This window comes from Vibrio bathopelagicus (assembly GCF_014879975.1).
Taxonomy (GTDB): Bacteria; Pseudomonadota; Gammaproteobacteria; order Enterobacterales; family Vibrionaceae; genus Vibrio; species Vibrio bathopelagicus.
Map to the genome: position 1 here is coordinate 87,131 of NZ_CP062500.1, position 22,497 is coordinate 109,627.

The following is a 22,497-nucleotide window of genomic DNA, read 5'->3' on the forward strand; positions in this document are numbered from 1 at the left end:
GAATTCATATTAATAGGCTCTATGTAACTAAGATTTTCTTAGTTTTACTGATTTCTGTATACTAAGCAATCCTTAGTATTTTTGAATGGTGTAGGCAGTAAGTGAAACGTTCTACTAGAATCAGTGCGGTAATGTTTAAGCTGTTGATTGAAAAAAGAATGGATGGTTTTTCTGTTATAGAGGCAAGGGATGCTTCATTAAATGATGGGGATGGTACACAAAACCTTGATGAAGCTCGGAAGAAGGTTTATCGGCAAATATGGCAATACCAACAAAGGGGTTGGCTGCACAGTGAAGGAGAAGGAAGAAACAAAAGATACTTTCAAACTGAGCAATTTATGGAGCTTGAAGCCGCGCCCCGAAGAAAAGTTGAACGAGAAGCTTCTACAAAACAGACTACACCGGATTATTCCGTGTTATTTCGAGAGAGTAATGAATACAAAGGTGAATTGGAGCTCGTTCTTGGTGAAATAGATGAATATCAATCATTAAGGTGTCGGTTTCCTGAACTCGAGAGCCGATTAATGCCATTGTTACAACATGCAAGAGAACGCTCTGCGCACTTGCTTGGAAAGATGAATGGATTAGAGAATGTTCTTAAAACTCTTTCTGAGGGCAATCAATCGTGTTGAGGCAGTGGCAGGTTGAATGTTCTGAAGATGCGTTGCAGAAGTTCAGAGGAAACCGGCAACACTTCTTTTGCCAAGCAACGCCTGGTTCTGGAAAAACGGTGCTCGCTGCAACTGTCGCATCAAGATTACTTAATGATGATATGGTCGATCTTGTATTGTGCTTCTCTCCATCTTTAACGGTTTCTGAGGGAATCAAAAAAACCTTTTCTCAGACTCTTAATTGCACTTTTAACGGTGGTCTAGGCTCTATCGGACAGTCGTTAACATATCAATCCATTCAATTTCTTAACGATGAATTTTGGGAGACGTTACGTAATCATCGAGTGTTTGTTGTATTTGATGAGATCCACCATTGTTCTGGGACTGAGCTTGAAAATGCGAACGTCTGGGGGCAGCAAGTGCTCACTAAGATTCAGGGACTAGCGACCTATACTCTTGCTATGTCGGGGACTCCGTGGCGCTCTGACTCTTTACCTATTGTTATGGGTGAATACAGTGACCCAGACGGACAGCTCCTTGTCGACTTCCAGTACACCCTTAAACAGGCTATTGATGATGGTGTCTGTAGAGCACCTAATATTGTATTGGTTGATAATGAGCAATTGTCTGTCTGTAGTAGCGAAAAAGTGGAGTCATTTTCATCGATCTTAGAGATGCTTAAACAGACGAAAGCGTCTTATCAGAGTGTGATACATAACCAAGAAGCGATGGAGTATTTACTCGGTTTAGGATGTGATCGGCTAGCAAAAATACGTATTGACTCTTCCAATGCCGGTGGATTAGTTGTTGCTGCGTCGGTTCTACATGCTCAAGCTATCAAAGATATACTTTCTTTAAAGTTTGGCCAAACCGTTTCAATTGTCACTTATAGGCATGAAGAACCACTCGCAGAAATAGACCGTTATCGACAAGGTGACTCTCAATGGATTGTTAGTGTCGGAATGATAAGTGAGGGGACAGACATACCTAGACTCCAAGTGTGCTGCCATATGAGTTCTGTCAAAACGGAATTATATTTCAGACAAGTACTAGGACGTATTCTTCGTATAGACTCTTCCATGGCTAGGCAAGCATGGCTATTTACGTTTGCGGAACAAAACCTCATTCAGTTTGCAGAGCGAATTGAAGATGATATTCCAGAATCTTGTATCTATGTGAATATGGGAAAACCAATGGAGACAGAGCTAGTTAATCGACAGAATAATTTAACTGCTAAGCTTTCGAGAGAGCCTCTAAATAGTATCGACGCAACAGTATCCTGGGAAAGCCGTACCGGCAATTCAAACAACCTTTACGGGACACTAGGGACGTTTGATGAATTGCGGCTTGGTGCTTTTAAACGGAGAGTGATTTCGGCTTTTACCTCTATGTGATCGGGGGAAAGCATGGGCTAGATTTATGATAAGTACGTTGAGGTGATGAAATGAATTACTTTGCAAAGGACCCCTTCTAGGTAATGTAAGCCAGGAGGGTAAATGAAAAAACTGAAACAGCAGTACCGAAAACGAATTAAATACCAGCGTCAATATCTTTGGGGCTTTTATCCCAGCATTCGCAGTGGAATCCACAAGCACTTTTCAACAAAACAGGAGAAGGGCTATTACTTTCTTCACATGATTGAGTGCAGAGGGTACCCGATTAAACTACGGGCTGCGCGAGGAAGATCTTTGGCTAACCCGTGGGATGACTATCCGGCGTATGTGCATGACCTAGCAAAAAGTTGGAAGCATAATTCTAAACGACGTTATCAGTACTATAAGTAAGCTTAACGATGGCGTAGGGGCTTTTTTTCCGAATGCCAGAAACGACAAGAGCCACTAATTGTAGTGGCTCTATTACGCGTAACCTGTGGTCAATACTCTATAAGCGGAAGAGGGCCGGGCTATCGTATGTCCTCGGTGGTCTGCTTTGCAATTAAGCCAAGTTCAATTCGATACCATTACTTCTGATCAGACAGTAAGTAGTAACTCCAAGAAAAAGCAGGGATACCCGAGGCTCTCAACGTTAGGTTAAAGCTAAGAACCGAATGTGGCAAGCTTACTCTGTCCAGAGACATGCCAACACGGTCATCATTAGCTGTTGGCGACGACAAATATCTTCACGTTAACCTAGTGAGCTTTCATGATTTTTCTAATGTTAAATTCAGAAATTAGTCAAAAGCTCTCTGGTTAGCATTTCTCCGCTCCTAATACTAGATTAAGCTCATAATCGAGTCCCAGTTCAAGTTTGGGATGAGTCGCCAAATTTAAAGGCCTGAGAGGTTAGTAACCAATCAGACCTTTTTCTTTTTTGTCCCGTTATAGCAAATCTATCTAAAACATCTTGTTTATTGATGTACCTCTAACCACTTCGTCAGTAACGAGTCTCGTATAGGTGCATTTCCATTTTCAATCTGCTTCTTCATGCCCTCAATTGCGCCCTTATTTGTAAGCCCCTGAAGTGGATTCATTTCATTTGTAATAGCTTCGAACATGTGCCTATATCTAATGAATGCCTCTTCCGGAGAACTGATAGTAGTCGCATGATGCATGGTGTAGATCATTGCGTTAAGGGTACTACGTAAATAGTGCTCTAAATTTGCGAGTATAATATCTAGCCGCATACCGGTCTGAGAGTTGTGTACGATAGCGTTTCTGAATCGATAAAGCCTACTGAGCTGCATAGAAACCTTATTTTTATGCTCCCCCATTTTTAGTGCCAACTTATAAGGGCATTGGCATAGCTCAATAAACCTTGAGAATTTATACTGAGCATATGGATAGTCGTCTAACCTTTGGACAATCTCTTGCTTTATATGTTGATTTTTAAGAAGTGTATACAGGTTACCTAAATTAAGTGTTTGTATTTCAACACTTTTCCCTTCGAATTCGATGTTCTTCCAGTTAAGAGTTTTACTTACCCCTTTGAGAGCAAAAAGCTGCTTTATTAGGTAGTCTAATGCAATACATGGTAAAACTGTGAAATGGACATGTTCATCTTTGCCCATTCCTTTACTGGAGACCCCTTGGGTAATCGACTCCAAAGCAGACCAAAGAGAACTTAGTTGGCTCTCTTGACTACTTTCAGAAACACCATTTTGAAAGTAACGAAAAGCAGCATTAATTTTTGATATTGTTTCTTTAGACGCTTGCCTTTGCACTCTATCCATTGTTTCCATATACAGCTCGAACTCATCATCACCCAATCGATCTAAAGATGTCTGTAAAGGTTTCTCGAAGTTGTAGAAGAACTTCTTAATTTCGTTATCATTCCCATCAAGAAAAGTTGCCCCAAAGCTATTCAACCTTTCTATTGGTTCTCTTTTTACCATGTACGTTATTCTGTCTAACGATTGATTCAGTGAGAATTCTGCTTGTGTTCTGGCAGAAAAAATCGATATTGCACTGACTTCGATATCGACCTGCACTAGCGATTTTTTTCGCTTCTTGATATCAGTAGGTAGTGTCTCATCAGCAGTGATGTCCTCTTCATCGAGAGTATAAAATACACTGTCTTGATACTTCCGCGATCTCCCTTTACCAATAAGTTCATAGAGCTTTTGGCTCCTCAAAAAGATAGACACTTGGTAAATTGACTGCGCTCTCGTTACACTTTTCTTCAGTAGAGAAAAAGCTTCCTCAAACGACGTAGAAACGCTGCTAAGGCAGTTCTTGTACAGCATAAAACATTCAGCAACCGTCATACCTAGAGTCAAAACATGACTGATTAGTGCTTCCGTGACAGAGTAGATTTTCTCAAACCTTTTCTCTTCAGTTTCTTTATCACCAAGTTCAGCTTTTAGTAGATACTCCAGATCTTCAGCAGCAAGAAAGCGATAGTGCTCCATCAGAAGACTTCTGAATTGAGTAACTAAACTAACCACTAGCTCTCGCTGACATTCAACTGCAGATTTAGTGGGATCTCTTAATATTTTTTTGTCACACAAGGCTAAAATATGCTGGGGAACCCCTAAGAGGAGAGCATTTTCAAGCTGACGGTCTGACTCCATAAGTTCAACCATCTCCAGTGTCACCAGAGCTCTCTTATCAACACTCCCATGCTTGTCATTGAATAGGTAGAGTTGAAGTAACTCATTGGTGGCGTTTAGGACGTTGTTATGTGAGACTCGGTCATTATCCAAACTATGTAGATGACACAGGCTGAACCAACACTCCATGAAGAACAACTCACGTTTAGTAAACTTGCTTCTTTCTAACCCTTTATCTAATCTCAAAATTGAATTCTCAGAATTTAATGTTATACTCTCACAATCATAAAGTATTTTAATCAATGGTTCACTAAGCCATTGATTCCGAAAAAAACGGTCTCCCCTATCTGCTGAGGTCTAATCCCGAGAAGGCTCGAGACCAATCCTTCAAAAAGGCGCTATTGCGCCTTTTTTGCTTTTCTAGGCGATCACTTTGTCTATCTATGTACAGTTCTTCACAGAACTCTAAATTCTACTTGTCCTAACTGTACGGTTTAGGTCTGCAACCCTAAACCGTTTTGTCTAGAAGTTTTCTAGAAACTGATCAAATTATGTCTACCGACCAGACAATCAGCAACATATACAACTCCAACAGAACGCCTTGAGTTCATCAAATTGTTGATTGAGCACTAGACAAATCATTGAAGCATTAGCTGGCATTAGGAATGCCCGTCAGTTATGAATTCGATACTAACTAGCTCATTTCCCCCTGAATATTCTGACATGATTATCCACATCGCAAGTTGCGATTCGCAGGGTGCGATGTGGAATGAAAACCATCTAGTGTCTTGTTTTTAATTTGGTTGTTCCTGCAACGGTCAAGTAAGAGATAGGATTAACGTTATTGATTTATATATGCACCTAATTGTGGTCAGGTGATAGATTTTCAAATATTCTCTGTGTGGCTGGAATTTAGATTGAATGAAGGCTTTACTTCAGAGCAGGAACGTCATGACCAAACAAAACGAAGATACACGGGTAAAGATACCAACCATATTGCACCTTACCCGTTTAGGGTATAAATACTTATCTTTAAAGCAGGCTACTTGGTGCACTGATACCAACATTTTCCCGGATATCTTCAAAGAGTCGATTGAACGTATTAATCCTGGAATGGATGGTGGGGATATTGAACGTTGCTTGGATGACTTGAAGTTAAGCTTAGACAATGAAGATCTAGGCCGTGCTTTTTATGAAAAACTGACGAGTCGTTCCGGTACAAAACTCATCGATTTTGATGACTTCTCAAAAAATAGCCTACACGTAGTAACAGAGCTTACATACAAGAACGGTGATGAAAAGTTTCGTCCAGATATCATTCTGCTCATTAACGGTATGCCTTTAGTCTTTATTGAGGTTAAAAAACCAAATAATAAAGATGGTGTTCTAGATGAACGCAAGCGAATCAATGAACGTTTCCAAAATCCCAAATTTAGACGCTTCGTTAATATTACTCAGCTCATGCTGTTTTCTAATAACATGGAGTACGATGATGGTAGCCCCGAGCCTATTCAAGGGGCGTTCTATGCGAGTTCATCTTATACAAAGCCTACCTTCAACTACTTCCGAGAAGAAGAAGTTCTTAATCTTACTAAGCTACTTAAGCCTTTAGCCGATGAGACTGAGAACTTTGTTCTAAAAGACAATAACTACACTGTTATTAAACATAGCCCTGAATTCCTCACCAACAAAGACTATGACGCGCCAACCAATAGAATATGCACGTCACTTCTTAACCCAGAGCGCCTTGCGTTCATGCTGAGATATTCGCTAGCGTACGTTAAAGAAACTGATGGTCTACAAAAACACGTGATGCGTTATCCACAGCTGTTTGCGACCAAAGCGATTGAAAATAAGTTAAGTGAAGGCATTAAGAAAGGCATTATTTGGCATACCCAGGGAAGTGGAAAAACGGCTCTGGCTTATTACAACGTAAGGCACTTAACTGACTACTATCAAAAGCAACACATAATCCCTAAGTTCTATTTTATTGTTGACCGGATTGATCTACTTATTCAGGCACAGCGTGAATTTACGAGTCGTGGGTTAATGGTTCATACTGTGAACTCTAGAGAAGCTTTTGCTCAGAGTATCAAGGCAACTAAGGTGATCCATAATGATTCGGGTAAGCCGGAGATCACCGTTGTTAATATTCAAAAGTTCGAGGATGACCCTAGTGTTCTACGAACAGTTGATTATGACGTCAGTATCCAACGTGTTTACTTTTTAGATGAAGTGCATCGTAGCTACAACCCTAAAGGTAGTTTCTTAGCCAACCTCACCCAGTCAGACCCCAATGCAATTAAGATCGGTTTAACAGGTACTCCGTTGCTTCTGGAGGAAAAGGATAAAGATCCAACTAAAGAGTCCAAAGCATTTAGTTCTAAACAGATTTTTGGCAATTACATCCATAAGTATTACTACAACGCGTCAATTGCTGATGGCTATACCTTACGTTTAATTCGTGAAGAGATTGCTAGCAATTATGTCATGGCAATGCGTGAAGCTCTGCAAGAGGTCGAGTTGCTGCAAGGCAGTATTGATAAAAAGCAAGCCTATGCCCACCCTAGATTCGTAGAACCTATGTTGAACTACATCGTTCAGGACTTTGAAAAAAGCCGCTCTTCGTGGGGAGATAACAGCATTGGTGGAATGGTAATTTGTGATAGCTCTGAACAAGCAAAAGAGCTGTTTGAACAGTTCAATGCTATTTATGCCACTAAACCTGTATTGCCTGCTAGCTCAAAGTCAGAAGACGCTGTAGTAAAAGAAAGTGCTATTCATAAGCCAAGGGCTAGCTACAACGAAAAGTTAAAACGAGATAGCCAAGTACATTCAGCTGCTCTGATTTTACATGACGTAGGTAGCAAGGAAGAGCGTAAAGAGTGGGTAGAGCAATATAAAGCAGGCGAAATAGACTTCGTGTTTGTCTACAACATGCTGCTTACGGGCTTTGATGCTAAACGATTGAAAAAACTTTATTTAGGTCGAGTCATTAAAAAGCACAACTTACTTCAAGCGTTAACACGTGTAAACCGCACCTACAAAGAGTTCCGCTATGGTTACGTAGTTGATTTTGCTGATATCAGCGCTGAATTTGACGCGACCAATAAAGCCTATTTTGATGAGCTAAAAAGTGAACTGGGCGATGAAATGGACAGTTATTCAAACTTGTTCAAAAGTCATGAAGAAGTGTGCGAAGAGATTGAGCACATAAAAGATGTGCTATTCCAATTCGATACTGAGAACACTGAGTTGTTCCAGCAACAGATTAGCCAAATCTCAGATCGCAAACAAATATTAGTCTTAAAGAAAGCATTAGAAAGTGCCAAAGACCTGTATAATCTCATCCGCCTTCAAGGGGATACTGAGCAGCTTCAAGAGCTAGATTTCGCTAAGCTTAACGTCTTATTCAGATATACCAATGATCACTTGGGAAGCTTGAACTTAAAAGAGCAAATAGAGAACAGTACGGATACCACCAACTTATTAAACGCGGCGCTAGAAGATGTAGTATTTATGTTCACTAAGGTCGGTGAAAGTGAACTCAAGTTAGCTGACGAACTCAAAAACACCTTACGTAAAACCCGTGAGGCTTTGGCTGGCAACATAGACCAAGCTGATCCGAAATTTATTGCTTTGAAAGAAGAGTTAGAACGCTTATTTAAAACCAAGAATTTGAGTGAAGTAAGCCAAGAACAGATGGACAAGAACATTGGTGCGCTGCGCAAAATTCATGAGCGAGTAAAGGTGCTTAACCAAGAAAACAGCCGTTATAAGGCTAAATACTTAGGTGATGAAAAGTACGCTAGAACTCATAAGCGACTCCTTGAGGGGAAACGAGGAGAAGGCCAACATAGTAAGTTGTTTGAGAGCACTGAAAACTTAGTTGAACGCCGTATTTTTGAAGCGCTAGCAGCAATCAAGCAGCTAACCGATGAGCAAGTGTTGAACAATCAGCAGCTGCTCAATAACGAGAGCTATTTTGAACGTAAAGTGATGCCTAACACCATCAAACAGTTTAAAACGGAACAAAAAATCAATTTAACTCCCGTAGCCGCGAAGCATATCAACACGTTGGTAGTACGTGAGTATTTAAACGAATTTAACGGCAGAACGCCGTGGTAGGACAAAATGGTAGAACAAGATTTCCAAAGTAAAACTAAACAGCTGATCGATGATTTAAAATCAACATGTGCTCGTAATGGCCTAGGTAATGACGCGAGTGAGTTTAAGATCATTACTCAGGTATTCTTGTATAAGCTATTGAACGATAAGTTCACCTATGAAACGAAACAAATTGAACCTAAGCTGGAAAGCAGTGATAACTGGGAGCAAGCGTTTATCGCACTAAGCGATGATGAGCGAGAAATGCTTGCGATGCAGTTGCCAGCTGATGCAGCAGAGCTAAAACAAGAGCATTTCATCTCCACCTTATTTGCGAAACAAAATGAAGCTGACTTCGCTAAGTTGTTCGATGACACACTACGCGATATCTCGATGATCAACAGTGATACCTTCTCAGTAATGACCGATTCTGGCGAGAAGGTAGCACTGTTCGAATCGATTAGTGAGTATGTGACCGTTAGTAAGCGTGATGACTTTTGTCGCGCAATCATTAATAGTATTGCTGAGTTTAGCTTTGAGCGTATTTTTACCCAAAAGTACGACTTCTATGCAGTGATTTTTGAATACCTAATCAAAGATTACAACAGCAATTCAGGCGGCAAATATGCCGAGTACTATACACCTCATGCCGTGGCTCGCATTATGGCTAATATTCTTGTGCCAGAAGAGCAGCAAGGAAAAATTAGTAACGTAAGTTGTTATGACCCATCAGCCGGCTCAGGTACTTTGTTGATGAACGTTGCACACGCTATTGGTGAAAGTCGTTGTTCTATCTTTACTCAGGATGTCTCGAAGAAGTCATCGAACCTTCTACGATTGAACTTAATCTTAAATAACCTTGTGCATTCAATTCCTAATGTGATTGAAGGTGACACTATGCGTCATCCTCACCACAAAGATGGTGCAGCGTTAAAGCAGTTCGATTACATCGTATCAAACCCACCATTTAAGCTTGATTTTAGTGAGATTCATGAAGAGCTAGATGGGAAAGAGCACCAAAAGCGTTTCTTTGCTGGTGTGCCAAAAGTGCCAGCAAAAGCTAAAGATAAAATGGCTATCTATCAGTTGTTCTTACAACACATCATTTATTCATTAAAGTCTAATGGTAAAGCGGCAGTAGTGTTGCCTACAGGCTTCATAACAGCGCAATCAGGTATCGATAAAAAGATCCGCCAGTATTTAGTCGATAACAAAATGCTTGCGGGCGTGGTATCAATGCCATCAAACATCTTTGCTACCACAGGCACCAATGTGTCTATCCTGTTTATTGATAAAAGCAACAATGGCAAGGTTGTGTTGATTGATGCTTCTAACCTTGGCCAAAAGGTTAAAGAAGGCAAAAACCAAAAAACGGTATTGTCACCAGAGGAAGAGCAGCAAATTATCGATGTATTCACTGTCAAAGAAACTGTAGAGGACCTCTCTGTAGCTGTTGACTATGCAGATATTGAAGCTAAGAATTATAGCCTGAGTGCAGGGCAGTATTTTGAGGTTAAAGTTGAATACGTAAACATGACGCAAGAACAATTTTCAGAGAAAATGCGACTTTTTAGCGATAATTTGGATAGCATGTTCAGTCAATCAACCTTTCTACAGGCTGAAATTAAAAAGCAGTTAGCGGGTTTAAAATATGATTAGTACCATTAATGATAAACTTGGGGACTTAGTAAAGGCTGGAGGGGGGAAAATTCATACAGGTCCTTTTGGCAGTCAGCTGCATGCTGAAGACTATGTTAAGGTTGGTGTGCCATGTATTATGCCTGCCAATATGAAAGATAATAGGGTTGACCTTTCAAATATAGCTTTTATCACAGAGGAAGATGCAAATCGCCTCTCGAAGTATATCGTTAAGGAAGGGGACATTGTTTATAGCCGTAGAGGAAATGTAACACTCAAAGCTTTAATTCGAGAGAAAGAAGCTGGTTACTTTTGTGGTACAGGCTGCCTATTACTGCGTCCAGGAAGTAAATTTGATTCTAGGTTTTTAACTCAATATCTGAGCACTCCAACACTTCAGAATTGGATAGTTAAGCAAGCCGTTGGGGCTACAATGCCAAACTTGAATACAGGCATTCTTTCTAGCGTACCGTTTAATGGGCCGGTCAAAGAAATTCAAGAGAAGTTGGCGAACGTTATTTATTCTATTGAAGATAAAATCGAACTAAACAACTGTATCAACAGCGAATTAGAAGCTATTGCGAAAACGCTATATGACTTCTGGTTTGTACAGTTTGACTTTCCTGATACAGACGGAAGGCCTTATAAATCATCTGGTGGGAAGATGGTTTATAATGAATCTCTTGATCGAGAGATTCCTGTTGAATGGAATGTGAACTTTCTATCAGATTGGATCAAATCTGATAAAACAGGCGATTGGGGAAAAGAGGCTCAAGAAGGCAATTACACTTTGCGAGTCGACTGTATTAGAGGTGCGGATATTAATGGGGTCAATGGTTCAGGAAAAGTAGCTGCCCCAAACCGATTTATCCTCAAGAAGAATGAACATAAACTGCTTTCACCTTTTGACTTTGTAATTGAAATTTCTGGCGGTAGTCCGACTCAGTCTACAGGTCGATTATCTGGAATAACGAAAGAAGTACTTGAACGCTTTGAGCATCCTGTCATTTGTTCTAATTTCTGCAAGTCGATCTCGCTGAAAAATATTTCATATTTTTATAATTTTACTTACATGTGGCAGTGGATTTACGATCATGAAATTTTATTTGGCTGGGAAGGTAAAACTAGTGGAATTAAAAATCTATTGTTTGATTCATTTGTGACTAAGTACAGCGTTGCTATGCCACCAGAAAATTTAGCTCAGAAATTTTACGATTTTGTTAGCCCATTACAGAGTAAAAAACAGAACTTACTCAAAGAGAACTCTGAGTTGGAAGCTTTACGAGACTGGCTTCTACCGATGCTAATGAATGGGCAGGTTACGGTAAAATGATGAATGTTGCGTATCGGCTATTGCTCACTGTTACCGCAACATCTTTGTTGTTGATAATCTTTGTGGTGCAAAAAGGTTTTACGTTAGGTTACTTTTTTGACAAGTGTATCTACTTAGCTACTCTGCCGAACGCAATTTCATATATTTTTTATCTCTTGATACCAATAGCGTTAAGTGGGCTGAGCATCTTCCTCTGTCGATACCTTGGTAAGGATGAATTCAAAGTAGGCCAGGTGGTGGAGGTTGAACACGCTAATAACAGTTTTCTTCCTAGTTACTTAGGCTACTTTTTTGTGGCACTAAGCATTGGCAGTTGGGAAACCTTGTTTTTTGTATATGGTGTTCTGTTTGTGTTTACCTTCTTGTCACAGGCACTTTACTTCAACCCGCTGTTTTTATTGTTTGGATTTGAGTTCTATAACATCAAAACGAAAAATGGTGCAACCATCTTTTTGATAAGCCAAGAGCGCTATAAAACACCAAGTGATATAGTGATCGATAAAGCTTATCGTATTAATAATTATACATTTATTGAGCGAGGGTAATTGTGGATTCAGTACTGACTAAAGTTAAAGGTCGCAGTAAAAAGAATGTATTTAAGCTGCTTTCAGATGAAACGCTGTTCGAAGAGTTGCTCGTTACTGATGATGCCTGTGTCGAGTATGCCCCTGACCACAACCTAGACGAGGATTCGTGGTTTAAAATCGATAACTTTAGTCAACAGCCATACTGTCTTGATATTCTTAAAGTCGATTTTGATTCAAAAGATTATGACGACCTTCCAAAAGCTAAGTTTAAAGACATTGCTCAGCTTTATGCGATTCAAGGCAATAATTTCTATTTTCAAAAAATAACGCCTTCTCTTTTTGTTACCAAGAAGATGATTGCATTCGGTGAAGCCGCCGAGCTTGAAAGTACTGAAAAGCGTTTGGTTGTTAATCAAGTGGCTGATGCTGTCTACTACAAAGCGCAGGATAAGTTGGTATTTAAGAGTCTAGCGACAATATCTAGCATCTTTAAAGGCATTGATGAGCTCTACAAAGAAGCAACAAAAGAAGAGGTTGAAAAGTTCTTAGAAGAGGACTTTATTGAGCTTTCTGATGGCTATGATACCTCTAAAGTATCGAAGCCTAATCGTAAACGTATCGCATTGGCAATGGATACACTGGCGGCATTACCAGTGGAAGAACGAGATCAAATGTACTCGTATATTCATAGTTACTGCGAGCAAAAGTTAACGTTCGATAAAGAAAACAGTAAGTTTGAAATCAACTCAGACGATGAGCTGAAATATTTGCTCTACGGTATTGAGCAGCGTTTTTACACTACACCTTTAGGGCATGAAAAGCGTTTGGCTAATTCAGTCCAACCAATGTAATACACTAGTTGAATAGTTATGCATTGTTATTTGATGTTATCGGGTTCTTAGCAAAGCCCATGACATCTCCCCAATGCGGTTTAAAAATGTGGGTATAACCATTGTTGAACTGCTAATTTGGTTTTTACATCAGTTCGGTTTCTTGAGAACTTACAGCGCTGCAAGTTAAGCTTGAAGCATAAAATACAGAATTGATAAATTGTATTTTGACAACTTATGGACTGTGTTAGGAAAACTGCTGAAGTAACATTAGGCGGTGTGGACACCAATCATTTGTCATCAAAAACCATGGAATGTAAAACGGTCTCTGGCCTCTACTTCATCGGTGAAGTAATGGACGTAACAGGTTGGTTAGGTGGCTATAACTTCCAATGGTGCTGGAGCTCAGGCTTCGCAGCAGGCCAGTGGGTTTAAGAGTGTAGAGACAATAAAGCCCGCCCGTAGTAGCTCTGAATATTAGCCTCTTTTGTTCTGATTTTGATAGACCAACCCTCATGCCTACATTGATAAGTATGAGGGTTGTTGAGAGTATATAACGCTTTGTAAGTTATAGGTTCTTTTTAATTTCATTTAACTCTTCTACTGAAATCTCACCGTTAGCGTAACGCTTTTTTGCAATATCAGCAGCACTCACTGTTTTTGTGGTTGAGTCGTTGTTGGAAAAAATCATATAGATAATTGTTCCCCAAAAAAGAGCCATCGAGATTGGCATTAGCCAGTGAAATTCATGGTATCCAAACATAGTTTTCCCTTAATCTTTAAAGTGAATTGTCGTGTTGACGGAACTGATTTTGAAGGTTCTAGCTACAGGAAGGTCAATGACTTTTTGGGAAAATGTGAATTATATTCTGCACTCAGTGCTCTGTTCTTACTCATAACCATTTCAAATAGAAACCTTTGGTCACGACGTATTAACGGGGTTATATATTGGTGGCAAAGAAATGCTTTAATGTAGGTACTATCATTTAACGGATGTCGGTTTTTTTCGTTGTAAAGGCCAATCCACTCAGTGTTCAAGGAATCTTAATGCTCAATATTAGCCAAGTATCAAAACAGACGGGCTTAACCAGTAAAACGATTCGCTATTACGAAAGTATTGGTCTAATTAGTACACCGCCGAGATCTGAAAATGGGTATCGCTTCTTTACTCAAGCTATTGTGGATGAATTGGGTTTTGTTGCTAAAGCAAAAGAAGCCGGCTTTAACTTAGAAGAAACGAAGCAGTTGCTTGATCTGCAAAGGGATGAGAACCGTGCGAGCGGGGAGGTTAAGGATCTTACGTTACAGAAGATTGAAGAGATAGAGCTTAGAGTGGAGCGATTAAATTCTATGTTGGACACTTTAAAAGGATTAGCGAGCAAATGTAAGGGCGGGGATTCTCCAGATTGCCCGATTGTTCATTCGTTGTCTGACACAGACTAACTTAACAGTCATTGTTAGATCGAAAGTACGGGCTTAGACTCCGGAGTGTGAAGCCTAAGTAATCTTATTAGGTTCTGCTGGTTACGATGGATTATTGTGTTTTTCGTTATCAACGTTGGTTTCATCAGTTTCTGATTTTGGCTTATTACAGCCCATCATTTTCATCATCGCAAACATCATCACACCACAAAGAATCACCTGAATAGCAAGACCGGTTAGAGCTTCGGTCGAGAGATTACCTGCGAATAAGAAAAATGCTACAGGTAGACCTAGACATAATATGCAGGTGATTTTACAAAGTTTTTTGGTGTTCATAGTAGAGGTTGCCTTAATTGTTGGATGCGTTTTTTTGAACTGGCTGTAGCATGAAGGTTCCAGTAACAGTAAGGTCAACGCTTTTAAACAACTAATTTGGCAAACTTGAAATTATGCCGAGGGATACTGAAAAGGCTAGCGTAATAACTAGCCATTTTTTGAGTTAGTTATCAGTTTTAATCGGGGCCTTTTTCTTTCCCCATTTGATCTGTTGAATAACAAGACCAGCAATAATCAGCATCAAACCAAACAGTGTTGCTGGGTGAATCTCTTCGCCAATAATGGTCGAAAGTAGCATTAGCGAGATAAACGGTGAGGCGAAAATTAGGTTGCTGATACGTGCCGTATTGTTGGTTAGCTTGAGTGCTGATAGCCACAAGACAAAGGTAATGCCCATCTCGAACAAGCCAACATAAGTCACGGCCATCCAACCTTTTGCTGTAATTTGGCTAAAGCTCTCGCCTTCATAAATGGTTAAACCGATCGCGAATGGCAATGCCACTAAGAAACCAAGCAATACACCTACCACAGGGTCAGCTTTATTTTTGGTATTTAAAATCCAGTAGCCCGCCCACAGCAGCGTTGAAAGCAGAGCTAAGGCCACACCGAGTGGGCTATCGAACTGCATTCCTAACACATCGCCTTTAGTGGCAATAACCACTACGCCTGCATAACTGAAGGTACACGCCACCCAATCTTGCTTACGAATCTTTTGTCCTAGAAACACTGCCGCCATTAGAGTCAGCGTGATCGCCCAACTGTAGTTGATGGCTTGCGCTTGAGAAGCGGGCAGTAAGTCGTAGGCTTTGAATAGAATCAGGTAATAGGCTAGAGGGTTAACCAAACCAAGCAGTAAGTAATACCAAGGGTTTGAAAGAAACGTGGTACTCAGTTGAGAAAGCTTACCTTGAAACGCGCAAACGGCGATCAGCGCAATCGACGACACAATGCTGGCGATGGTCAGCATTTGAATCGGTGAAAACTCAGCAAGGGTCAGCTTAAAAGCAGTAGCGACTGTTGACCACAGTAATACCGCAGCAAGGCCAAAGCCCAAGGCACGACGTTCGTTCATAGCAACTCATTCTAATTTGATGGGACAGAATACGGAGCGCCTAGTCTATCTGTCGAATTTTAATACGGCAAACTGGACATTTATCCAGTATCAAAATACCATTTAATGAGTTATCTCCTATTAGGCTAAATCATTATCATGCAATGGATTATCGAACATCAGGCAACGCTTATTGCTGCTATTTCCGGCGCGCTCGTCAGCGGCGGTGTGGTGGGCTGGTGGATCAAACAGAAGTTCTCTTTTCAGCAGCGACTTCTTGAACAGCAACTAGAGTCCGACCGTTTGCTGCATGAGTCACAACAATCTCAGCTCAAATCCTCACTCGCAGAGGCACAACAAGAGCTCAATGAGCTGGATGATGATCGAGACAAAGCGGCATTTGAACTTAAGCAGGCCCATGGCAAGGTGATGGCTGCGATGGAGAAGCTGCGCTATTTTGAAGCAGTGAAGCAAGAGCGTCAGCAGTATGCCGATGATATCAATGTTCTTAAGGAGCATAAGTCTGAGTTGGAGGCTGAGCTGCGCGAGCAAGAGGCGAGGCACGACCAAGAAAATCTCGCCAACAGTGAAAAACTGCAATTGTTAGAGCAAGCAGAATCTCGACTTAAGCAGCAGTTTGAACTGTTAGCAAATCAACTCTTTGAGAGCAAAACCGCCAAGGTCGATCAGCAGAACAAGCAGAGCCTCGAAGGTTTGTTGTCACCGCTGAAAGAGCAGTTGGAAGGCTTTAAGAAGCAGGTTAATGATAGCTTCAGTCAAGAAGCCAAAGAGCGTCACACCTTGGTACACGAGCTTAAAAACCTGCAACGTCTCAATGAAAGCATGACACGTGAAGCGGTTAACCTGACTCAGGCGCTAAAGGGTGATAATAAACAACAAGGTAACTGGGGGGAAGTGGTACTGGCTCGTGTGTTGGCGGATTCAGGCTTACGAGAAGGCCATGAATATCAAACTCAGGTGAACCTGCAAAACGATGCCGGAAAGCGTTACCAACCGGATGTGATCGTGCATTTGCCACAAGATAAGCAGGTGGTGGTGGATTCAAAAATGGCGTTGGTGGCATTTGAGCGCTACTTCAACGCTGAGACCGATCAACAACGTGACGCAGCACTGCGTGATCATTTGGCTTCATTGCGAGCGCACATTAAAGGCTTGAGCCAAAAGGACTATCATCAGCTCAAAGGCATACAGAGCCTTGATTATGTATTGATGTTTATCCCAGTTGAGCCTGCATTCCAAGTGGCGATTCAGGCTGATCCTAGTTTGGTTAAAGATGCGATGGAGCAAAACATCATCTTGGTCAGCCCAACCACCCTGCTGGTGGCACTGCGTACCATTGATAACTTGTGGCGTAACGAAAGGCAGAACCAGAATGCACAAATCATTGCAGAGCGTGCGAGCAAGCTTTACGACAAGCTGCGCTTGTTTGTTGATGATATGGAAGGCCTTGGTAGCTCATTAGACAGAGCCAACCAAAGCTACCAAGGTGCCATGAATAAGCTGGTGACTGGGCGCGGTAACGTGATTCGTCAGGCAGAGAGCTTTAAGCAATTGGGTGTTGAAGTGAAGAAACCTATCTCGGTTGGCTTGGCGGAAATCGCTCAAAATGAGGCTTTTTCAGAAAATGCCTCCTTAGTAGAAAGACAACCTGCTGAGGATAAAGTAAACTAATCGGCCGCAGCGCCTCTAAACAGAGAGTGTACTGTCGATGAGAACTTACCATGGTAGATAACAGCATTATGGACACAAGCGTGCAGACAAATTCAGCAGTAGAGTCAGAAACCACACACTTTGGTTTTGAAACAGTCGCGAAAGACGAAAAAGTCGCGAAAGTAGCAGAGGTATTTCACTCTGTAGCCGCTAAATACGACATCATGAATGACTTAATGTCGGGTGGTGTTCACCGCTTGTGGAAGCGATTCACGATTGATTGCAGTGGCGTACGCCCTGGTCAACGTATCCTAGACCTTGGTGGTGGTACCGGCGATCTTACTGCGAAATTCTCGCGTATCGTTGGCGAAAAAGGCCACGTGGTTCTTGCTGATATCAACAACTCAATGCTGAATGTTGGCCGCGATAAGCTGCGTGATAGCGGTATTGTTGGCAACGTACATTACGTACAAGCGAATGCTGAAGAGCTGCCTTTCCCAGATAACTATTTTGATTGCATTACGATCAGCTTCTGTCTGCGTAACGTTACGGACAAAGACAAAGCGCTGCGTTCAATGTACCGCGTACTTAAGCCGGGTGGTCGTCTGTTAGTTCTTGAGTTTTCTAAGCCCGTACTTGAACCACTATCAAAGGTTTACGATGCATACTCTTTCCACCTATTGCCAAAAATGGGTGAGCTGATTGCTAACGATGCAGACAGCTATCGTTACCTTGCAGAATCAATCCGTATGCACCCTAACCAAGAAACCTTGGAAGGTATGATGCAAGAAGCGGGTTTTGAAAATACTAAATACTTCAACCTAACGGGCGGCATTGTTGCGCTGCACCGCGGTTACAAGTTCTAGTCGAACTTGGTAGCAGGCTCGTTGAGTGTGCTAAAAAATAAGAATAAAGATAGAACGGATAGGTTATGGCTTATCCGTTTTAAAAGGTAAGGACAGTCATGCCATTTGATCCATTGGTCACCGCGGTTATTGAAACCTCTTTAAATACTTTCGTGAACGATGATCCAGCTTTGGTTCGTCGTTTGTCTCGTTTAAAGGGGCAGATCATTCAAGTTAATTTGAAAGAGCTGAATAAAACACTCACTTTCGTTTTTAGCCAACAAATCGATGTGTTGTCTGAATACGAAGGACAACCTGATTGCTACCTATCTTTGAACCTATCGGTACTGCCAGAACTGCGTGAGCAATCGAACATCACTAAGTTGATCAAGCAAGATAAGCTGATCTTAGAGGGTGATATTCAACTGGCTCAGAAATTTGCTCAGCTAATGACAGACTGCAAGCCTGACTTGGAAGAGTGGCTATCGCGTGTGACTGGAGATGTGGTTGCTCATACCTTGGTACAAGGCGTTAAGAATGTCGGCGGCCTTGTGGCGAAGCAAGCGACTAAGCATCAAAACCACCTCGCTCAGGTATTAACTGAAGAGTGGAAGATTGCACCAGCGCCATTAGAAGTGGCACATTTTTGCGATCAGGTTGATGACGTGAAAAGCTCAGTTGCACGTCTTGAAGCTAAATTGAACGCTCTGTTGGAGAAAGCATGACCCCAACAGAACTGAAACGTCTTTATCATATTATCAAGGTACAGTTGGAATACGGCCTTGATGAATTGATGCCTGAGCACCAGCTGACCAAAGCCCCTTTGCTGGCGCGAAAATCACTGTTTTGGCTCAAGAATAAGCATCAAGATAAAGAATTAGGCCATCGCTTGCGTTTAGCGTTGCAAGAATTAGGGCCTGTTTGGATTAAGTTTGGTCAGATGATGTCAACGCGTCGCGACCTATTTCCTCCTCATATCGCTGATCAGCTGGCGCTATTGCAAGATCAAGTGGCGCCGTTTGATGGCCAATTAGCTAAGCGAGATATGGAAAAAGCCCTAGGTGGCAGCTTAGATAACTGGTTTACTGACTTTGATATCGAGCCACTGGCTTCAGCTTCTATCGCTCAGGTGCATACTGCGAAGCTTAAAGAGAGCGGTCGTGAGATTGTTCTGAAGGTAATTCGCCCTGATATTCGTCCAGTGATTGATGCAGATCTAAAACTGATGCACCGAATGGCGCGTATAGTCGCTAAGTCGCTTCCTGAAGCACGTCGTTTGAAACCTGTTGAGGTGGTTCACGAGTACGAGAAAACGTTACTTGATGAACTAGACCTGCGCCGCGAGGCAGCCAATGCGATTCAACTTCGACGTAATTTTGAAGGCAGCGAAGAGCTGTATGTCCCAGAGGTTATCCCTGATTTAAGCAGTGAAACCTTGATGGTGTCAGAGCGAATCTATGGTATTCAAGTTTCAGATATTGAAACTCTGAACGCCAATGGCACTAACATGAAATTGCTGGCTGAACGCGGTGTGACGGTATTCTTCACCCAAGTGTTCCGCGACAGCTTTTTCCATGCAGACATGCACCCGGGCAACGTGTTCGTTAACCCAGAAAATCCAGATAACCCGCAGTGGATTGGCTTGGATTGTGGCATTGTCGGCACGCTGAACAGCGAAGATAAGCGCTATTTAGCCGAAAACCTGCTGGCTTTCTTTAATCGAGATTACCGAAAAGTCGCAGAGCTTCACGTTGATTCTGGTTGGGTTCCACACGACACCAACGTCAACGATTTCGAATTCGCGATTCGTATGGTGTGTGAGCCGATTTTTGCAAAACCACTTGGTGAGATCTCATTTGGCCATGTGTTGCTAAACTTATTTAATACAGCAAGACGTTTCAACATGGAGGTTCAACCTCAGTTGGTGCTTCTGCAGAAGACCTTGTTGTATGTGGAAGGCCTAGGTCGTCAGTTGTATCCGCAACTTGATCTGTGGGCAACGGCTAAGCCTTTCCTTGAAACCTGGATGATGAACCAGGTGGGGCCGCAAGCTGTGATTAACGCAGTAAAAGAGCGTGCGCCATTCTGGGCAGAAAAACTGCCAGAGCTGCCAGAGCTACTTTATGACAGCTTGCGCCAAGGTAAAGCGATGAACCACAGAATGGATCAGCTTTATCAAGGCTATAGAGATAGTAAGCGTCAGCAAGCAACTGGAAAGTTTTTGTTTGGCGTTGGAGCAACTTTAGTCGTATGCTCCGCAATATTAGTTTCAAGCCCTTATGAGCAGCTATCTATGGGCTGTGGCATCGCAGGTGTCACATTTTGGCTGCTAAGTTGGCGAGCTTACCGTCGTTAGACAGTAGACTTCCTTAATATTTTTTATGTGTAGACAGACCCGAGGACAATGACAATGGGTGGTATCAGTATTTGGCAACTTCTAATCATTGCTGTAATTGTAATTTTGCTATTCGGAACGAAGAAGCTGCGCGGTATGGGCGGTGACTTAGGTTCAGCGGTTAAAGGCTTCAAAAAAGCAATGAGCGATGAAGATAAGCCTGCAGATAAGAAAGATGCAGACTTTGAACCAAAGAATATTGAACAGCAGAAGAAAGAAGCTAGCGCTGAAACAACTGCTGAAACAAAGAAAGACAAAGAGCAGGCGTAAATCGTGTTTGATATCGGTTTTTGGGAACTGGTATTAATATCTGTCGTTGGGTTAGTGGTTTTAGGGCCTGAGCGTTTGCCCGTTGCAATTCGCAGTATCTCCAAGTTTGTTGGGCAAGCGAAAAGCATGGCAAATAGTGTGAAAGATGAACTTTCTCATGAGCTTAAGGTTCAAGAACTGCAAGAAAACCTACGCAAGGCGGAAAAAATGGGTATGGAAGATTTATCTCCAGACCTAAAAGCGTCAGTCGATGAACTCAAGCAGGCCGCTGCTGAAGTTCAACGTCCGTATGCTAAGCCTGAGTCTGATAAGCCAAGTGAGACTAAACCTAGTGTCACGGAAACTGTTGAATCTGAAACCATTCAGGTCAACAGCGAAGCTTCAGCACCGTCAGATAAGAAAGCCGAATAGTCTCGCAAGGAGGAGTCGCCGGATACTTGAGTCGCTAGATGTTTAAGTCGATAGCTATTCAAGTGGATAGATACGTGCGGCTCCTTTTCGATCTTCCTGTTTAAGAGGTTTGACATGTCTTCGACTGAGCAGACACAGCCTTTAATTAGCCATCTTCTAGAACTGCGTAATCGCTTACTACGTGCGATTGTTGCGGTTCTGGTGGTGTTTGTTGGGCTAATTTATTTCGCTAATGATATTTATGAGTTCGTCTCTGCACCTTTGGTAGATCGCTTACCTGAAGGCGCGACGATGATCGCAACCGATGTTGCGTCGCCATTTTTCACACCTTTAAAACTGACCTTGATCGCGTCTATATTTCTCGCGGTTCCGTTTATTTTGTATCAGGTGTGGGCTTTTGTCGCTCCGGGCTTATACAAGCATGAGAAGCGCTTGATCATGCCGTTATTGGCTTCAAGCTCATTGCTGTTTTACTGTGGTGTGGCGTTCGCTTACTTCATTGTATTCCCGTTGGTGTTTGGCTTTTTTACCGCCATATCATTAGGGGGAGTAGAGTTCGCAACCGACATATCGAGTTACCTTGATTTTGTACTCGCGTTGTTCTTTGCCTTTGGTATTGCTTTTGAAGTGCCAGTCGCCATTATCTTGCTATGTTGGACGGGGGCAACGACACCAAAAGAGCTGTCAGAGAAGCGTCCTTACATTGTTGTCGGTGCGTTTATTGTCGGCATGATGCTAACGCCGCCTGATATGATCTCGCAGACACTGTTGGCGATTCCGATGTGTATCCTGTTTGAGATTGGCCTGTTCTTTGCGCGTTTCTATGTGCGCAAACCAGATGCCGATGAAGAGGAAGAAACTGAATCTTAATTCGCAAAGTGCTGTAAGAGCATAAGCGTTAGAGTCCTTCAGCAAAAAATCACATAATAAAAAAGCGGCCCAAGGCCGCTTTTTTATTATGTCTGTTTATCGAATCTTTAACTGATAGCCACAGTTCTGACATATATAGAGCTCTTTGATGCCCAAAATTTTATGCCATAGAGTTCGATGTTGACGTTGTAA

At 41.9% G+C, this 22,497-nt stretch carries 20 protein-coding genes and 1 pseudogene; 17 read left to right on the forward strand and 4 right to left on the reverse strand.

Annotation, left to right across the window (positions count from 1 at the left end; translation table 11 throughout):
* Nucleotides 1-101: 101 nt before the first annotated feature.
* The 3 genes from IHV80_RS00410 to IHV80_RS00420 all read left to right on the forward strand — a co-directional run bounded on the left by IHV80_RS00410 (nucleotide 102) and on the right by IHV80_RS00420 (nucleotide 2,395).
* Nucleotides 102-632, forward strand: a complete 531-nt coding sequence (locus IHV80_RS00410; protein ID WP_192889702.1) for a hypothetical protein — start codon at nucleotides 102-104, stop codon at nucleotides 630-632.
* The gene (locus IHV80_RS00415; RefSeq protein ID WP_192889703.1) at nucleotides 626-2,005 is read left to right on the forward strand and encodes a DEAD/DEAH box helicase; all 1,380 of its coding nucleotides are present in this window, start codon (nucleotides 626-628) and stop codon (nucleotides 2,003-2,005) included. Before IHV80_RS00410 ends, IHV80_RS00415 begins: the two co-directional genes overlap by 7 nt.
* 102 nt (nucleotides 2,006-2,107) lie before the next feature.
* Nucleotides 2,108-2,395: a hypothetical protein gene (locus tag IHV80_RS00420; RefSeq protein ID WP_086050303.1), complete on the forward strand. Its 288-nt coding sequence runs from the start codon at nucleotides 2,108-2,110 to the stop codon at nucleotides 2,393-2,395.
* 563 nt (nucleotides 2,396-2,958) lie between these two features.
* Here IHV80_RS00420 and IHV80_RS00425 read toward each other — a convergent pair.
* A complete protein-coding gene (locus IHV80_RS00425) occupies nucleotides 2,959-4,845 on the reverse strand; it encodes a hypothetical protein (protein ID WP_192889704.1) in 1,887 nt (628 codons plus the stop codon).
* Between the two features lie 705 nt (nucleotides 4,846-5,550).
* Between IHV80_RS00425 and IHV80_RS00430 the strand changes: the two genes are divergently transcribed.
* From IHV80_RS00430 to IHV80_RS00455, 6 genes and pseudogenes are all read left to right on the forward strand, one after another.
* Entirely contained in the window at nucleotides 5,551-8,727 is a 3,177-nt protein-coding gene (locus tag IHV80_RS00430) for a type I restriction endonuclease subunit R (RefSeq protein WP_192889705.1), read from the forward strand.
* Between the two features lie 6 nt (nucleotides 8,728-8,733).
* Complete coding sequence (locus tag IHV80_RS00435; RefSeq protein WP_192889706.1) at nucleotides 8,734-10,365, forward strand: HsdM family class I SAM-dependent methyltransferase; 1,632 nt, start codon at nucleotides 8,734-8,736, stop codon at nucleotides 10,363-10,365.
* The gene (locus IHV80_RS00440; protein ID WP_192889707.1) at nucleotides 10,358-11,677 is read left to right on the forward strand and encodes a restriction endonuclease subunit S; all 1,320 of its coding nucleotides are present in this window, start codon (nucleotides 10,358-10,360) and stop codon (nucleotides 11,675-11,677) included. Before IHV80_RS00435 ends, IHV80_RS00440 begins: the two co-directional genes overlap by 8 nt.
* Nucleotides 11,677-12,222: a hypothetical protein gene (locus IHV80_RS00445; RefSeq protein ID WP_192890698.1), complete on the forward strand. Its 546-nt coding sequence runs from the start codon at nucleotides 11,677-11,679 to the stop codon at nucleotides 12,220-12,222. The genes IHV80_RS00440 and IHV80_RS00445 overlap by 1 nt, the downstream gene beginning before the upstream one ends.
* A 2-nt stretch (nucleotides 12,223-12,224) precedes the next feature.
* Nucleotides 12,225-13,055 carry an ATP F0F1 synthase synthase gene (locus tag IHV80_RS00450; protein ID WP_192889708.1) on the forward strand — a complete coding sequence of 277 codons (831 nt, stop codon included), beginning with the start codon at nucleotides 12,225-12,227 and terminating at the stop codon, nucleotides 13,053-13,055.
* Nucleotides 13,056-13,286: 231 nt separating this feature from the next.
* A pseudogene (locus IHV80_RS00455) lies at nucleotides 13,287-13,469 on the forward strand (NAD(P)/FAD-dependent oxidoreductase); the annotation flags it as partial.
* A 133-nt stretch (nucleotides 13,470-13,602) separates the two neighbouring features.
* Here IHV80_RS00455 and IHV80_RS00460 read toward each other — a convergent pair.
* Nucleotides 13,603-13,797, reverse strand: coding sequence for an SHOCT domain-containing protein (locus IHV80_RS00460; RefSeq protein WP_086711582.1), 195 nt, complete (start codon nucleotides 13,795-13,797; stop codon nucleotides 13,603-13,605).
* Nucleotides 13,798-14,081: 284 nt separating this feature from the next.
* Here IHV80_RS00460 and cueR point away from each other — a divergent pair, with 284 nt between their 5' ends.
* Nucleotides 14,082-14,477, forward strand: coding sequence for a Cu(I)-responsive transcriptional regulator (gene cueR / locus IHV80_RS00465; protein WP_192889709.1), 396 nt, complete (start codon nucleotides 14,082-14,084; stop codon nucleotides 14,475-14,477).
* Between the two features lie 81 nt (nucleotides 14,478-14,558).
* Here cueR and IHV80_RS00470 read toward each other — a convergent pair whose 3' ends face one another.
* Both IHV80_RS00470 and IHV80_RS00475 read right to left on the reverse strand, forming a co-directional pair.
* Nucleotides 14,559-14,792: a DUF2933 domain-containing protein gene (locus tag IHV80_RS00470; RefSeq protein WP_192889710.1), complete on the reverse strand. Its 234-nt coding sequence runs from the start codon at nucleotides 14,790-14,792 to the stop codon at nucleotides 14,559-14,561.
* Between the two features lie 163 nt (nucleotides 14,793-14,955).
* Nucleotides 14,956-15,864, reverse strand: a complete 909-nt coding sequence (locus IHV80_RS00475; RefSeq protein WP_192889711.1) for a DMT family transporter — start codon at nucleotides 15,862-15,864, stop codon at nucleotides 14,956-14,958.
* Between the two features lie 138 nt (nucleotides 15,865-16,002).
* Here IHV80_RS00475 and rmuC point away from each other — a divergent pair, with 138 nt between their 5' ends.
* The 7 genes from rmuC (at nucleotide 16,003) to tatC (ending at nucleotide 22,305) form a co-directional block, all read left to right on the forward strand.
* Nucleotides 16,003-17,535: a DNA recombination protein RmuC gene (gene rmuC / locus IHV80_RS00480; protein ID WP_192889712.1), complete on the forward strand. Its 1,533-nt coding sequence runs from the start codon at nucleotides 16,003-16,005 to the stop codon at nucleotides 17,533-17,535.
* 65 nt (nucleotides 17,536-17,600) lie between these two features.
* Nucleotides 17,601-18,380 (forward strand): bifunctional demethylmenaquinone methyltransferase/2-methoxy-6-polyprenyl-1,4-benzoquinol methylase UbiE, encoded by a 780-nt coding sequence (gene ubiE, locus IHV80_RS00485; RefSeq protein WP_192890699.1) that lies wholly within the window; start codon nucleotides 17,601-17,603, stop codon nucleotides 18,378-18,380.
* Between the two features lie 98 nt (nucleotides 18,381-18,478).
* Nucleotides 18,479-19,084 carry a ubiquinone biosynthesis accessory factor UbiJ gene (locus IHV80_RS00490; RefSeq protein WP_192889713.1) on the forward strand — a complete coding sequence of 202 codons (606 nt, stop codon included), beginning with the start codon at nucleotides 18,479-18,481 and terminating at the stop codon, nucleotides 19,082-19,084.
* Nucleotides 19,081-20,715, forward strand: a complete 1,635-nt coding sequence (gene ubiB, locus IHV80_RS00495; protein WP_009848053.1) for a ubiquinone biosynthesis regulatory protein kinase UbiB — start codon at nucleotides 19,081-19,083, stop codon at nucleotides 20,713-20,715. Before IHV80_RS00490 ends, ubiB begins: the two co-directional genes overlap by 4 nt.
* Before the next feature lie 54 nt (nucleotides 20,716-20,769).
* Nucleotides 20,770-21,024, forward strand: a complete 255-nt coding sequence (gene tatA / locus IHV80_RS00500) for a Sec-independent protein translocase subunit TatA (RefSeq protein WP_004735565.1) — start codon at nucleotides 20,770-20,772, stop codon at nucleotides 21,022-21,024.
* A gap of 3 nt (nucleotides 21,025-21,027) precedes the next feature.
* Entirely contained in the window at nucleotides 21,028-21,435 is a 408-nt protein-coding gene (gene tatB, locus IHV80_RS00505; protein ID WP_048612432.1) for a Sec-independent protein translocase protein TatB, read from the forward strand.
* Between the two features lie 114 nt (nucleotides 21,436-21,549).
* Complete coding sequence (gene tatC / locus IHV80_RS00510) at nucleotides 21,550-22,305, forward strand: twin-arginine translocase subunit TatC (RefSeq protein WP_192889714.1); 756 nt, start codon at nucleotides 21,550-21,552, stop codon at nucleotides 22,303-22,305.
* The last annotated feature ends 192 nt before the right edge of the window (nucleotides 22,306-22,497 follow it).